This is a genomic window from Flavobacterium sp. Leaf82, assembly GCF_001422725.1.
Lineage (GTDB): Bacteria > Bacteroidota > Bacteroidia > Flavobacteriales > Flavobacteriaceae > Flavobacterium.
The window spans coordinates 1-14,787 of the sequence record NZ_LMMA01000006.1 but is presented as its reverse complement, the minus strand read 5'-3'; the positions used below and the strand labels follow the sequence as shown (position 1 = coordinate 14,787).

General features: G+C 29.9%; 15 protein-coding genes, 2 tRNA genes and 1 pseudogene. 9 read left to right on the top strand and 9 right to left on the bottom strand.

Going from position 1 to position 14,787, the window contains the following annotated elements; all coding sequences use genetic code 11:
• Positions 1-209: 209 nt before the first annotated feature.
• Positions 210-2,222: a M13 family metallopeptidase gene (locus ASF10_RS06230; RefSeq protein ID WP_056246810.1), complete on the top strand. Its 2,013-nt coding sequence runs from the start codon at positions 210-212 to the stop codon at positions 2,220-2,222.
• A 248-nt stretch (positions 2,223-2,470) separates the two neighbouring features.
• Positions 2,471-2,938, top strand: coding sequence for a hypothetical protein (locus ASF10_RS06225; RefSeq protein ID WP_056246808.1), 468 nt, complete (start codon positions 2,471-2,473; stop codon positions 2,936-2,938).
• A gap of 497 nt (positions 2,939-3,435) precedes the next feature.
• Here ASF10_RS06225 and ASF10_RS06220 read toward each other — a convergent pair.
• The 4 genes from ASF10_RS06220 to ASF10_RS06205 form a co-directional block, all read right to left on the bottom strand.
• Positions 3,436-3,508 (bottom strand) — tRNA-Met (locus ASF10_RS06220).
• 127 nt (positions 3,509-3,635) lie between these two features.
• The gene (locus ASF10_RS06215) at positions 3,636-4,160 is read right to left on the bottom strand and encodes a DUF4269 domain-containing protein (protein ID WP_056246806.1); all 525 of its coding nucleotides are present in this window, start codon (positions 4,158-4,160) and stop codon (positions 3,636-3,638) included.
• A 71-nt stretch (positions 4,161-4,231) separates the two neighbouring features.
• Complete coding sequence (locus tag ASF10_RS06210; protein ID WP_056246804.1) at positions 4,232-5,761, bottom strand: ArnT family glycosyltransferase; 1,530 nt, start codon at positions 5,759-5,761, stop codon at positions 4,232-4,234.
• Between the two features lie 167 nt (positions 5,762-5,928).
• Entirely contained in the window at positions 5,929-6,471 is a 543-nt protein-coding gene (locus tag ASF10_RS06205) for a DUF4494 domain-containing protein (protein ID WP_056246802.1), read from the bottom strand.
• A 398-nt stretch (positions 6,472-6,869) separates the two neighbouring features.
• Between ASF10_RS06205 and ASF10_RS06200 the strand changes: the two genes are divergently transcribed.
• The 6 genes and pseudogenes from ASF10_RS06200 (at position 6,870) to ASF10_RS06180 (ending at position 9,974) form a co-directional block, all read left to right on the top strand.
• Positions 6,870-7,391, top strand: coding sequence for a hypothetical protein (locus ASF10_RS06200; RefSeq protein ID WP_056246800.1), 522 nt, complete (start codon positions 6,870-6,872; stop codon positions 7,389-7,391).
• A gap of 302 nt (positions 7,392-7,693) precedes the next feature.
• Entirely contained in the window at positions 7,694-8,050 is a 357-nt protein-coding gene (locus ASF10_RS06195) for a hypothetical protein (protein ID WP_056246798.1), read from the top strand.
• A gap of 64 nt (positions 8,051-8,114) precedes the next feature.
• Positions 8,115-8,207, top strand: a pseudogene (locus ASF10_RS24675) (HNH endonuclease); the annotation flags it as partial.
• Positions 8,207-8,716 (top strand): DUF4265 domain-containing protein, encoded by a 510-nt coding sequence (locus ASF10_RS06190; RefSeq protein ID WP_056246796.1) that lies wholly within the window; start codon positions 8,207-8,209, stop codon positions 8,714-8,716. The pseudogene ASF10_RS24675 and the gene ASF10_RS06190, both read left to right, overlap by 1 nt.
• A complete protein-coding gene (locus ASF10_RS06185; protein WP_056246794.1) occupies positions 8,709-9,311 on the top strand; it encodes a hypothetical protein in 603 nt (200 codons plus the stop codon). Before ASF10_RS06190 ends, ASF10_RS06185 begins: the two co-directional genes overlap by 8 nt.
• Positions 9,312-9,638: 327 nt before the next feature.
• Positions 9,639-9,974: a hypothetical protein gene (locus tag ASF10_RS06180; protein ID WP_056246793.1), complete on the top strand. Its 336-nt coding sequence runs from the start codon at positions 9,639-9,641 to the stop codon at positions 9,972-9,974.
• A 93-nt stretch (positions 9,975-10,067) separates the two neighbouring features.
• On the opposite strand, the gene ASF10_RS06175 is transcribed toward ASF10_RS06180, so the two are convergent.
• On the bottom strand, positions 10,068-11,162 hold the full coding sequence (locus ASF10_RS06175; protein WP_056246791.1) for an exopolyphosphatase: 1,095 nt from the start codon (positions 11,160-11,162) through the stop codon (positions 10,068-10,070).
• 567 nt (positions 11,163-11,729) lie between these two features.
• Positions 11,730-11,801, bottom strand: a tRNA-Glu gene (locus tag ASF10_RS06170).
• 539 nt (positions 11,802-12,340) lie between these two features.
• Here ASF10_RS06170 and ASF10_RS06165 point away from each other — a divergent pair.
• Positions 12,341-12,760: a hypothetical protein gene (locus tag ASF10_RS06165; protein WP_056246789.1), complete on the top strand. Its 420-nt coding sequence runs from the start codon at positions 12,341-12,343 to the stop codon at positions 12,758-12,760.
• Between the two features lie 287 nt (positions 12,761-13,047).
• On the opposite strand, the gene ASF10_RS06160 is transcribed toward ASF10_RS06165, so the two are convergent.
• Genes ASF10_RS06160 through ASF10_RS06150 form a run of 3 tightly spaced genes read right to left on the bottom strand, consistent with a single transcriptional unit; the run spans position 13,048 to position 14,706 of the window.
• Positions 13,048-13,485 carry a hypothetical protein gene (locus ASF10_RS06160; protein ID WP_056246786.1) on the bottom strand — a complete coding sequence of 146 codons (438 nt, stop codon included), beginning with the start codon at positions 13,483-13,485 and terminating at the stop codon, positions 13,048-13,050.
• 52 nt (positions 13,486-13,537) lie between these two features.
• Positions 13,538-14,257 (bottom strand): hypothetical protein, encoded by a 720-nt coding sequence (locus ASF10_RS06155; protein WP_056246784.1) that lies wholly within the window; start codon positions 14,255-14,257, stop codon positions 13,538-13,540.
• Positions 14,258-14,280: 23 nt separating this feature from the next.
• Entirely contained in the window at positions 14,281-14,706 is a 426-nt protein-coding gene (locus ASF10_RS06150; RefSeq protein ID WP_056246783.1) for a hypothetical protein, read from the bottom strand.
• Positions 14,707-14,787 lie beyond the last annotated feature (81 nt).

The window sequence follows — 14,787 nt, the reverse complement described above, 5'->3', positions numbered from 1 at the left end:
ATTTAGTCTTAAAGGCACCGTAGTCATAGAACGTTATTCCAGATTATTACATTTAAGATTTTATAAGTAGTAATTCTGTAAAAATTTTAGAATTAAAAACTGAATTCGTATATTGTTCTGCTAAAATTAGCGATGTCAGGCATATACACTTTAAGATATCTGCTTTTAAACGTTTTTAAGTTCATTTTTAATAGAAAACAGTCTAGATTATGAAAAATTCATTAATGCTCTTCATTGCATTCTTAGCTTTTACAGCGTGCTCAAAACATGAAGGAAAAAAAAATATTGCTATCACTGGAATAGATTCCACGTTGCGACCTGGTAATGATTTTTTTAAATATGTAAATGGCAAATGGTATGATTCTGTATCAATACCTCCATCTCAAGCCGGAGTTGGTGCCTATATGTTTATGAATTTTCCACAACGAATGCGCCTGCAGGGAATATTAGACAGTATTTCGAAAAGTAAGAATCAAGAAGGAACGATAGCACAAAAGGTAGGAGATTTTTATGCATCAGGTATGGATACTGTAACCATAGACAAACGCGGTTATACACCTATTAAACCCCTGCTTGCCAAAATTGATGCCATTAGCGATTTACCGTCGTTAATGAACTTTGTAGGTAGTGAAGTAAAAGTTTCTAATTTTTCTATTATAGCTTTTGGAGTGTCACCTGATGATAAACACAGCAGTATGAACATCGCCCAAATCTATCAGGCAGGTATTGGTTTGCCTGACAGGGACTATTATTTTAAATCAGATTCATCAACTGTTGCTATACAGAAATCGTATAAAAAATACCTTACTGCATTATTTCAACAAACCGGCAGCAATGCCCAGGAAGCTGAAAAAAATGCTAATTTGGTTTATGATATCGACAAACAACTTGCCAAGGCACATAAAACAAAAGTTGAACTTAGAGATGTGCAGGCAAATTACAATAAAACGGCTGTGACAGATCTTGCAAAAAGACATCCCAATATAAACTGGTCTGCTTTTTTAAATAATTTAGGTGCTAAAACTGATTCTATTAATGTAGGTCAACCTGCTTATTATGATGCCCTAAATAAGCTTTTAAAAACCATCCCGATTAATAATTGGAAAATTTATCTAAAAGCAAATTCTATAGAAACATATGCAGATGATTTAAGTAAACCTTTTGTAGATGCTTTATTTGAGTATACCAAAGTGCTTTCTGGTCAGGCTGTTCAAAAATCACGTGGCGAAAAAATGGCTAATGTCGTTGATACTTTCTTAGGCGAAGCTTTGGGTGAATTGTATGTAAAGAAATATTTTTCGGAAGATGCCAAAAAACGCATGTTAGTTCTGGTGAATAACCTGCAAAAAGCGTACGGAAAAAGAATTGATAAACTGGAATGGATGAGTCCGGCAACGAAACAAAAGGCCAAAGAAAAATTGTTCGCCATGACCAAGAAAATAGGATATCCGGATAAATGGAGAGATTATAGCAAAGTAAATATAGCCAGAAATACGTATTTTGAGAATATGGTTTCGGCTTCTACGGCTGCATATCAATTTCAATTGGCAAAATTAGACAAACCAGTCGATAGATCAGAATGGTATACTACAACTCCAACAGTTACGGCATATAATAACCCTACAGCAAATGAAATTGTTTTTCCTGCAGGTATTTTACAGCCTCCATATTTTGATAATAATGCAGATGATGCACTTAATTACGGAGGTATCGGGATGGTTATAGGTCACGAAATAACCCATACTTTTGACGATCAGGGTGCTCAATATGACAAGGATGGTAACCTGAAAAACTGGTGGACAAAAGAGGATTATGCACAGTTTAAATCAAGAATACAACAGGTTATCAATTTGTACAGTACCTATACCGTTTTAGACAATCTGCATATTAATGGAGCAATGACAGTTGGTGAAAATACAGCAGATATTGCCGGAATAGCAGTTGCGTACGATGCTTTTAAAATGACCGAACAAGGAAAAGGGAACACAAAAATCGACGGTTTTACTCCGGATCAACGCTTCTTTATTTCTATAGCCAAAATATGGAGAGTAAAAATGAAAGACGAGTTCCTGCGTTTGTGGATTAACAATAATCCGCATTCTCCACCAAACTGGCGTGTTAATGGTCCTCTAATGAATACAACACCTTTTTACGAAGCATTTAATGTACAACCTGGAGATAAAATGTTTTTACCGAAGAAAGACAGAATAACAATTTGGTAATTTTGCTAATCGAAATATTCAACTAAAAAATGCGCAAATGTCTCTGTGATATTTGCGCATTTTTTTCTTCTTTTTGTTTGAATAGCTACTCATATAAAAACTAAAGAGGATCAATCAAATTGAAAGTCATTTTGATAGTTTGTAGTAGAAAATTATATATTAGAAAATAAATTATATGTGAAATTTGTTAGGTATATATAATAAAACTTGAATGGTTTTCACACATATAAATAAGTTGGAGGGATTTTATGAATATATACGAGAGGTATAATACAGCAATAGAAGATTTTCGAAAAGCTCAGAAAGGAAATCTATACACAGCCACAAAGAGTGCCGAGTCTCTCTTTGATATTATGTATGAACTTGAAGAATCTAATAAAAATGAAGATAAAAGTTATTTACTAGCTCGGATTTATTGTGAATTAGGTTTGAAATGGAAATGTAGAAAATTTGTTAAATCCTATAAATCTTCAAACCAATTAGATTATTTAGATAAATGGCAACAACTGTTAAATAAGGTTGAAGACTTATTTGAATTGAGATGTTTTGAATTAGTTGAATTTAGAGATTTAAGGATGGCTAAAAAAAGAAAAACGTTACAACCATTATTAAGAAGTGACTTTGTATTTAATGAGGATAAATATTTCATTAGAATAAATATAAAACCAAGTTTTAATGATATAGTATTGTTAAATAAAAAAGTGTTACATAGTTAGGTAGAATTTAGTGCAGAAAAGGAAAGTAGCATTATTAATATAATTGGAAAAATAAACTCACATTTTTCTTGGATAAATAATTTCCATAAAGAATTAATTGATTATTATAATGATAATTATAAAGATATTTTGAGTCGTATTGGTCGCTTAGACTATGGTAATGCTGATGATGAATGGTATGATGGATTAAGGGTAGAAAGTGTAGGTTTTCATTATAATAGTGATGACAGGTTAGAAGGGTCATATATAATTTATGATTATTATAATATGAATTCTGGATTTTATATTGACACTTTAGATAACTCTATTATAGATCTATATTATAGCGTTGACTTATAAATACTACTACGCTTTAAGAAATGTCCTTATCAAAAGCTGTTCGAATGTCTAAGACTTAATCCCAGCTGGCGCGAGCGTCCCGCTCGTGAATCCAAAGAGATGTTTACAAATAGATTTAAACAAAAAAAGCTCCAGATTTCTCTGAAGCTTTGTCTTAGTAGCGGGAACAGGACTCGAACCTGTGACCTTCGGGTTATGAGCCCGACGAGCTGCCTACTGCTCTATCCCGCGATGTTTCGGGTGCAAAGATAAGCAGTAAATACGGTTTTGCAAAGAAATTTATGAATTATTTTTAAAATCAAGCTTTTTTCTGGTAAATGTCTAAAATACAGGTTTTTAAATATGTAGAATTTAGAGCTTATATTTTATATTCTAATAATTCCAGATAAGGATTTCCTTTTAGACCTAATAAAAAAGCAAAAGCAGGTTCGGTTTTATAGCCGTTTTGTTTGAGTTTTATGATTTCTAATCTAAAAAATTCTCCTTTAGATTGTAGAATTTTATATTCAATAAGCATGTGTTTGTATCCGTTTTGGTTTTTGGTTGGGATATTTTGTCCAAAGATTTCAATTTCAAAACCATCAATTTTAAAATTTACAATAATAGATTCTTTATTATCGATTAATGTTTCTGTAATTGTGAATTTATTTTCTTTTCCAAAAAGGGAATTTAGCTTTTCTATAAAATCGGTTTTGTTTTTCCAGTAACAAATAATGTCAAGATCACTGTTTTCGATATCAATATTTATTGGTATTGTTCCCACCAAGATTGGATCAAATTCTGCTAGATTTAATAGGATCTTATTTTGAGTTAAAACTTCAAAAGCCTGAATCTGTTTTTGATTTCCGTTTTCTAAATATTCAATATTCGTAAAGTCTATCATTATTAATTGATTCAGGTTTCAATAGATTGCAAGCTTGGTTGAAGTGGAAATCTGACTTAGATTTTATTTAATTATTCTTTATTATAATTTTTCTCTTCTTTAATCTCGTCTTCGATTCTTTTATTAATATTGATTTTTGCATTAGTAAAAACATAAATAGTAGTTTTATATTCTCGTGCATATTTATTGGTTATTTCGCCAGCAATTTTAGACGATTGAAAGAATGGTCCGGTTTCTTGAAATTCAGGATTGTTTTCTTCATAGGTTTTTATTCTGATGAGGTTTTTGTATCGAATGTCAAGATTAAACCAGTTAACATAGTCGGCATTAAATGAAACTGCTTTTATTCCTTTTTTAGAATAATAATTTATGGCTCCGGCTTGTCCGTAATTATCACAAAGTACGAGTGTTTCTTTTTTGTTTGGGATCAAAGTATAAACAGAATCGGTTTTTCTAGCAAGTTCTTTCCATCCCAACATATCGGCAAAATCCTGAGGCAAATCATGATCTTTTCCGTCTTCCCAACGCAACATTCCCAGTTTTTTATACTTCTCCGGATTTTTTACAATATATTCCGGACTTTTATTTGGGAAAGCCAGATTGTACATTGGAATAAAAAATAATAGCGGAATAATAATAAAAACTGGTTTTAAATACTGTTTCCAGCCTGTTTGCAATACTTGAGAAAGATAAGCGGCGCCAAACGCAATATATACTGGATATAATCCAATCGCATAATAGGCTTTGGCTTTGAAATACATAAAAACGACAAGGGTAAAAATAAGAGAAGCAAAAAAGAGTTTGTATTTTTCGAAAGGTTTGTAAAACAATAAGGCATACAAAGCCGAAAGTATAACAAATAGTGAACCGATAAAAAACAAGATTTGTTCTTTCAAAAAACCGGCGCGATCTACATTTACCAATTGTGTTTCTGACAATACCTTCATATGATGCACAATAGGAAAATGATTGTTGAATTGCCATAGAATATTTGGCATTATTAAAAGCAATCCTAAAATTAATGCGATATAAAGTTTTTTCTCGACTAAAATTTTTCTTTGACCAGAAAGTAAAAGTGCGGGCAAGAGACCAATAAGTAAAAACAGAATATTGTATTTGTTCAGGAAACCAAAAGCAAATACAATTGCGCCAATAAAAAACCATTTGGGTTTTTGGGTCGAAATGTATTGAATGATTACATAATAAAATCCTGTCCAGCACAAAACATCCAGTGAATTTGGCTGATACAGCATATTGATTCGTAATAACGACGAAAATGAAATGCAGGTTGCCCCTAAAATCAAAGCATATAAATTTCCTTTTAGAACTTCAATAGTTTTCCAGACTATTAAAAGTGTCAAAGCGCCAAAAAGGGCAGGGAAGAACCTGATCCAAAAAACCGAATTACCAAGTAAAAATATAATATAAGAAATCCAGGAAGTTACTGGCGGTACGGATAAATATCCCCAAGCCAGATGATGCGCCTGATCGAGATGCAGATATTCATCGCGCTGCAAATCATATTCAGGAATTATTAATAGGTATTGCAAAACAAATTTTAAAATAATAAACCCGAGTAATATGATGGTTTTTTTGCTCATGAATATTTGGTTTGTAGGTTGTTAATGGTTGAGCTAATATATAATTTATTTTGAATTAAGTGTCAAAGTAAACATTGCGAAATAGTACAAACCAAAAAAGCTCCAGATTTCTCTGAAGCTAATTGTATTAAAATTTCAATAGTAAATTGAATTGTTTTTAAGGGAAATTATTCCTCTAATGCCTCTTCAAATTCCATGTGATCGATTTTTTCTACTTCTACAGGTTTCGAAGCTTTTAGGGCATTGAATCTTTCCAGTTGTTCTGTTTCGCCTTCTTCACCACTAAAATACGGGAAAACATCCATAATTGGAGACTCAGAAACAGCCGGGATCGAATATTCTCCCATCGTGCTTTGCATAACATGAAGCGTATTGTCATAAGCTTCTCTTACGTCATTTGCCTGCACTAACATGTACATATTCGATTTCCTTTCTTTACCGCTTTCCTCATCATAAGCCAATAATGAAACCTTTGATTTAAACCAACGATCTGCATTTTCAAAAGGATGAATCTCAGCATAATTGGCTACTTTTATATTTGTGATTTTAAATTCTTCACTTATATAAGCCGCCATTTCTTCGTTTATTCTTTTTTCTGCTTCGGTATACGATAAAGCATCAACCAAATAAGGTTCGGTTAAAACTTTTTGTCCTCCAGTTTCATCAGTCTTTCTATATTTTACTTTGCATTCGTACCAAGTTGCGCTCATCTCTATTATTTTTAAGGATGCCAAAGATAGATTTTACAGGAAAATAAAGGCTGAATTCTCAAAATAGATATTCACAATTTTAGATTGGGTTTTGTAATGTTTTGAATGTGTGTGAATTGGGTTTTTATTAGACTTTTAAAATTTAAATATTTAGAAATAATCTACTTGCAATTTATTACATACTTTTTCTAAAGTGGAAAACAGTTGCATTCACATTTTCCCCCGTTCTCCGAAGTATTTCTTATAAAAGCTGCGCAAATGTTTCTGACTTTGCGCATTTTTTTTGTTCTTTGATGAAGATTCTGTAAAAGCGCAAAGGCGGAGACATTTGCGCAGCGCGGTTTATAATTGAAGACTTCGGGGAGCGGGTTTTAAATTTTTTGTAAAAAAATAATGATATGTATAAAAAAATAATTAATTTTTGTCTGATTTTAATATTTTTTAGTAGTTGTATAAATAATAAAGTTGACGAAAACGACATAGATAATTTTATTTCAAAGTATGAATTTGAAGATTTTAGCTTTTTTAAAGATTATAGAATAATTATACGGCAGAAAAACTTCAGTGAAACCATTTACATGATAAGTGACTCTGAAACTAATATAGACTCTGTATTGTATTTTGTTTATGTAGATAATTTTTCAAATAAAATTTCCCAAATTAAAGTTGGGAATGATAAAAATTCAATAATCTTTCAAGCGTTAACAGATATTAAGATAAAAGAAATTATTAATAAATATAAAATTTATAATTTTCCTTATTTAAGTGTTAATAACGATAATTCTGTATCCATAAACCCTTTTTTTGTTGATATGAATCCTTATTTATTGAGATTAAAAACGAAGTCAGATGAAGAAAATATCAAAAAGAATTATAGTGTATTTAAGCATTATAAGAAGAATTGGTATATTAAAGATTAGTTTAAGTTATCATATTAGAACATGTTAGCAATAGGTAATGTTTCAGAGTTAGTGATAGGAGAATTTAAATTTATAATATGTTGAAATAGGGTAATGTATTAGTTGTGTTGATGGTTAATTATTGCATCACACATTTACAGATTATCAATAATTTATTAATATCGCATAAAAAATTAAACAGCCTTCAGGTTCTTTTTTTATTTATATTGTCTTAAATCGAAAAAAAATGTTCCAGCGCCGTTTATAATTGAAAGACTTCGTGGAGCGAGTGAAACATTATTTGAAAAACCAAAAAATTAATTATGAAAACTTATTATTACTTATTGTTCAGAATTTATAAGTTTTACGAAAAAAATGAAAATGCAAATTTTACTCTATCTGCATCATTTGTTTCCACAGTTCTACTTGCTGTTAACCTTATAACTATTTTTCTATTTTTAAATTTCTACGATATAGTAACTTTTATACCAGATATAAAATATTTAATTACATCATTAATTTGTTTATGGGCATTTAACTATTTTTTTATAGTTAAAAAAGAAAGATTTTTAGAACAAAACTTTGAAAAAGATAAGACAGGAGGAATGTGTGTGGTTTTGTATATAATTTTAACTTTTACTTTCGCTTTTCTCATGGCAAAGTTTAACAGGGGGGTGTAATAATGCTACAACTGAAGCAACACAATCTAAAAAAGGTGTAACCCCAGCTAAAAGCGAAACGAACGTTGATCATGTTAAAAGAAAAAGAGATGGTGGAAGAGGAACTCCAGATAATGGACAAGTATTGTGTAGAGGTTGTAATTTAGATAAAAGATAATGAAAGAAGAAATAAAAGATAAGATAAAGTTTGATTACTATGATTTAGAAGGGAAATTATCTGTTGAGAGCGTTTGGACATCAAAAGAAGAAAATGATTATAGAATTAAAAATATTCCTTTTTTTATACCTAATGTTGCTTACGATTATATAATTAGTGTTGAAGAAGAAGATGGAGAATTATTTTTTGATGACATTGTGATGGAATCTGGTAATAGTACTCTCCAAGTTATAATCTATAATGAAAATGATATTGAAGAAATTACAAAAAAAATGATATTATTTAATGTAACCGTTAAGAAATTTGATTGGAATCCTGCAGAGTCATCAAGACAAGCATTTAAAGATGAATACCGAAGAATGCAAACTGAAGCCACAGAGGATTATCCAGAGGGTTACGCAAACCCAGTAAATTACAATATAATACAATCACCAGGAAAAAACTATACTTTACAAGATGGACTTTTACATATATTTCAACGTCAACAAAAAAGCACTGTTAGTGACTAACAATTTTGAAGAAATTCAAAAAAAGATGGATTTAGGCATTTTTCCTAAATCAACATACATAAAAGCTGAAATTCATGATTTATCTAAATTTGATTTTCAAACAATTTCTTTAAACTATTTTAATTCTTTTGATTTTGAATATTTTAAAAGTATATTCTCGATATATTCATTTCAAATTGTATCAATCCATAATTCGACTTTAGATTTGGAGGGAGTAGAAATTAACACTAGACATTTAATCATCGGAGATAAAGTGAAGGTAAATTTGTTAGAGCGAAATTTTATAGGACTTGATGAAATAACATTTCTATCTGTTAAAACCTTTAAAGGAAAGATTCTTGAGTCATTTATAGATGTTAAAAAAATGATTTTATGGTATGAAAGCAGCAAATCAAATAATATTTTAAAGCTGTTCCCAAATCTCATCGAACTTCAAATCTACAATGGAAACTTAGTCAATTTATTTTTGACAGAAAATCAAAAACTTAAAAAATTGCAATTGCATAATCTTCCTAAATTGGAGATAGTTAAAAAGCCTGATGGTTTGGAGGAATTAATTGTGGAAAGATGTAAAATGCTGAAATTGGTTGAATAAGATTTCAGATACCTGATAGATGTTTTGACACCCGCCGCTGTTCGAAGTCTCCCGACTTCGAACTGATAAAGAAAGTCAACAAAGAATAGAAACATGAACCTCGACAATTGACAGGGTTTATTGTTTTATAATTATTGGCTTTTTTTCCGCTCCACGAATAATTCTTATAAAAAGCTGCGCAAATGTCTCTGACTTTACGCAATTTTTTTGTTCTTGTAAATTCTAAATTTCCGGTCTGGATAAACTTTATTTTTTGAGTTATCATATAAGATAACCGCTTTTTATAAATATATCACAAACTTTGAATTATCATAAAAGCGATATATAATGGACACAAATGAAACTGAAAGGTTAGAGAAATTAAAAAAAATACTAGTTCCGTATTTCAATACATTAAAAGCGCAAAATAATAAATCAGAAGTTTATACGGCTCAAATCAAGATGAGTTATTATGAAGTTGGCTGTGTGATTACAAATATGCTTAAAATGTGCGTTTTAACGTTGGATAATGACGGACATATAATGTCAAATACAAACAAGAACCCAATAAACGTTTCCCTGATTTTAGAAATGGTTCTGGAGATGTTTCCTGTGGATGAATTTGAACTTTTGGGAGATATAAATCAAGTCTTTAACTCAGATGCTGCGAACGTTGCTGAGTAGTTTTGTATTCGAATACACAAAATGATTTTTTTTTAAAATAAAAAAAGCTTCAGATTTCTCTGAAGCTTTGTCTTAATATTTATAAGAAGGAATCTAAAAATTAGTATTTACTTTTTTAGAACGATCTGCAATGTGCGACATAAGCCATGTTACTTGCCCGTCTTTCACAAAGTATATTTTCTTTGTTTCTACATTAGGAATACTTTCCAGTAAGTTAAGCAAAATGTTATTTGCAGAGATTAGGTATTTTTGGTCATATGTGCTTAAAACTCTGGCAACTTCCTTATCTGTTTTAGAAAGGTTATTGTATTTACTAAAGTTGTTTTTTAGGACAGCATCATAATTGATAACGTCTTCTAAAGTAAAAGAAATATAATGATCCTTTACGTTTTCATTAAAATATAGAGTCGAAAATCCCCAAACTGCTCCTCCAGATAAATAGATTTTTTCCTTTTTTAAGATAAGAGGATTTGCGTCCAGCATTTGTTTGATCTTTTTACGTAACACGATATTAAAATCAAATGATTTTTCCTGATAAGTCGACATATCATTTACCTGGCTTTGGTTAACAACCGTTTTTTTAACTGCATCAGTAACTGTCATAGTTCCAAAATCAAGTTCAAGAGGTATAAACTCTAATTTGTTGTCTTCAAGCTCATCGATGTATCCGCCCTTAGAAGTTTGTGCGCCTATATCAAGTAAAATAGCATTTGCGTAGTCAACCGGAGGTATTGCGCCTTTTACCAGCATTTTAGCTTCTTCGTCAACATTAATTATGTCAACACTTTTATTGGTTAGTGTAGTAATTTTATTAATCAAAGCATCGACATTGCGGGCAGAGGAGAAAACAGGAGCAGCAACTATAAAAATATTTGCTTCAGGAACTTTAAATTCTTCTCTGATTTTCTTTAATTGGTCAACAATGATATTACTGGTTTTATTAATGTCGTCCTGAGGAACTTCACCGCTTGCAGCAATATGGTCAGCAAGACTGATTCTTTCGTTCGAGAAGTAAAGAATTTTATAGTCGGCTTTTTTAATATTGTTGATCTCCAGAATAGAAGTTTTTATTGCTCTTCGTCCGATTTCAATTCCGGCATAAAGATTTTTTTGAGCAAATGAACTAAAGGAAAAAAATAAATTTAAAAGGATAAAAAATAAAACTTGAGATTTGTTTTTCTTAAACATTGGATTTAATTATGGTTATAATATAATTTGAATAAAGACTATCTAATTTACGTGGTATTTATGTGAAAGTCATAATTTTAAATTAAAAATAATGGGTTTCAATATGAGATTGCAAATTTATAAAAACATTTACTAACATAAACGCAGTTATTAAGAAAACATGTTATTAAATTATTATGGAGTATTTTAAAATTAAGGATATATAATTTTTTACTTGTAAAGTATTGATTATGAGTGTGTTTTATGGTTGTGTCAAAGAGAATTTGTGATGTCGCTTTTTAATTTTTCAAATACATATCCTGGAATGTTAGAAAAAGAGGTTTTGTTTTGAGCGATTTTTCCGTTAATTATTGGCAAACATTTTTAATTAGTTGCAAATAATTAGATCTATAAAGATTAGTATGTAATAATTAGGAATGCAACAAAAGACATTTTAAAAATCGATTGGGATAAAAACGGAATAACCAATTATATGAAATGGAAATACTAAGATGTAAATACGATTCTCTTAGTTGGAAATTATAAGAAATAAAAAAAGCTCCAGATTTCTCTGAAGCTTTGTCTTAGTAGCCCGTAGCGGAATCGAACCGCTCTTACATGGATGAAAACCATGCGTCCTAACCGATAGACGAACGGGCCTTGTTTTTCTAAGCGGGTGCAAAAATGCAATTAATTTTATAAAATACAAACAAAAAACGCATTTTTTTTAATTTAATTATCCTGTTTATTTGCGGTGTTTTTGTAAAAAGCTGGTTTAGTGTTTGTTGGGTTTTTGATCATATTCTGTATTAAGTATAATGAATATGGCAGGTTTATTTTATATATATATAAAACTTCTTTTCTGAAACTTTTGAATTAATTTTGGAAAATTAAAGTAAACGAGAAATTACTTACAAGATATTCCAAAAGACGTTTAATAAAAGGCATCGATTTTGGAAAAAATGAATACAAAAAATTGAAACTTAACTATTTTCGGAAACCTATCAAGTTGCTAATAAACAAATTTCTTTCTTAGAATATGGTGTTGATACTGCAATTGCTGAAGCTGCAATTGCTACTTCAATTTTTGCTGCACCAGTTGTTGCTACAGGTTTCGCTGTTGGTGCTCTTGTTTATTTTGGAGGAAAAGCAATTTATGAATATTCATCAGGAAGGACATTATATACAAAGCCAAAATTATGAAGTACTATTATTATATTTTATATAGAATTTTTAACTCTTTAAATGATCCAAAAAAACAAAATAATGCAGGGACAATAAGTATTTTATTAACAAACACCAGTACATTAATAGTTTGGTTTGGCATTTATACCATGTTATTATATATTGACTATTATTGTTTTAATATTTCAAATATCTTAATTCCAAATAAATTTTTTGTGCTTATTTATGTGGTAATTTTAGCATTATTAAATTATTACTTTTTCATAAAAGATAAAAAATTTTTAAATTATGGTTTTGAAGCAGATAAAAAAGGAGGTTATTTCATTGTTGGATTTATTATGTTAATGGCTGTAAGCTTTGTTTTTATTGCTAATGAAAATCGCGAAAATATTTCTAAAGAGCGAGAAAAAGCCAGAATAGAGAATAGTAAATAGAGATGTTTTTATTAAAATACTTTTATAAAAAACGGTTACTTATATGAAATCGTTTTTTTTATATTAAAGAATTTAAATATAAATTATGAAATATTACCCAAATAATGAATTAGTAACTTGGTTTAAAAGATCTGAAAGACAAAATCTAAAAATTACCATACTTTTATAATTTTCGCATATTTAGCAGGAGCTGGCTTTTTCTTTGGTGCACAAAAGGAAATCGATAACAAATTTATTTTTGGCGATGAGTTGTCTCTATTTGTTGAGAGGTTTTTTATTACGCTGCTTTAATCAAGACAATTATAAAAACCGCTTTCAATCTTTTTCATCACTTTCTTTACGAGTTTACGATAGTATCTGCTGTTTTGTCTCGCAACTTTTTTACTTTGAAAATAAATTGGGTAACTCTCGATTACTGTACCTAAATTGATTTCATAGCAGTTTTTATCTGTAATTAAAATCTTTTGGGTTTTAATAAAAGCATCATGAATAATTAACACGTCACCTTCTTTTGCTTCAATTTCAAATTTGCCATCATTGTCTGTTTTTGTTTTTCTTTCCATTCCTATTATTTCAATAGGGATTTCAACAGCTGGTAAAGGAATGCTTGCGTAATAGGAGTTATCAAAAACGAACCCTCTGATTACTTTACTTTTTGTTGCTGCTTCCTGTCCAAATGATAAAATAGCAAGATGACAGAAAAATAGAGATATAATTTTTTTCATAAATACTTTTGAAGTTAATTTATAATATTTGAAACCTAAGATTTGTATCCTTTTAGTCTATAATTTGCAAGATTATTTTAATCGTAATTTTATCATTATTTCGCCATTTTATCCAACCTTGAATATTTGTGCATTTTTCACTTCCAACGATATAATCAACAGTTTTAATTTCTGCCCATTCATTTTGAACATCTATTACTTTGAAAGCACAATGATCATCAAGTATAATAGTTTTTGAACCCTTAAGTTTGTCATAAAGTACGTCTTTATTAAAAAGATTTATCATTTGGGCACTTTGCAGATAACTTTTCCAGCTTTTATAATCGTACTGCTTTTTAATGCTTTTTATTGGTTTAATATATCCGATTTCTTTAGTGGTTTCATTTAAGATGACTTTAAAATATTTAGGATTCGATTCAATTAGCGTAAATTTTAAAGTAGTTCCATAACTAGCTAAACCTGAATTGATGAGGCCTTCACTTTCGGCTGTACCTGAACTTGCAGATATAGCATAAGGTTTGAATTTTGTTTTTAAAACATTTGAGCTAATTTCGACGCTTCCACTGTTTTTTCCCAGATAAACCCGGTCAAAGGTTATGGTATCGATTACGTCATCAAGGGTTTTAGATAAATATATAGGTAAGGGTTCGTGGGAGTTAATTTCCAGTATTCCAATTCCAATAGTGTTTTTAGTTTCAATTTCCAGCGGTTTATTTTCTGAAATACAGGAAACAAACAGCAGAGAATATAATAGTCGAAATAGTTTTTTCATAATTAATTATGTTTTTTTCTAATTTAGTTATCTAAATATTCATTTCCTTTTAAATCCAACCAGCCTTTTTGCCCATTTGGCAGCTCAAAACGAGCAAAATTCTTTTGGAAACTCTCCAGCTTTTTATATTTAATCTTTTTCATTATTGGGTAAAGAGTACATAATCCATCTTTTTCAATAAAATAAGTTTGAGGAGATATTAATTTAATATCATCTAAGTTTTTGGGTAATTTAGTATTAAATGTTACAATTTTATTATTGGGATTTTCTGTCCCTAAATATTCAATTGTGTTCAAATTATATTTTCCGTTTTTGAGTTTTGCATAAATCATGATTGGAAAATTCACACTAAAATCCATCATTTCAGAATTTAATGTTATAGAAGTATTTTCATCTAAAAATTCAATTGTTTCGTATTCATCAGTGCAAATTCCGGTTATATTGATCACCCCATTCCGTTTTAAAGTGAGCACCTGATTCCAGTTCAAAATGACCACCTAATTCCGGTGCAAAGTGAGCACCTCCGTTTT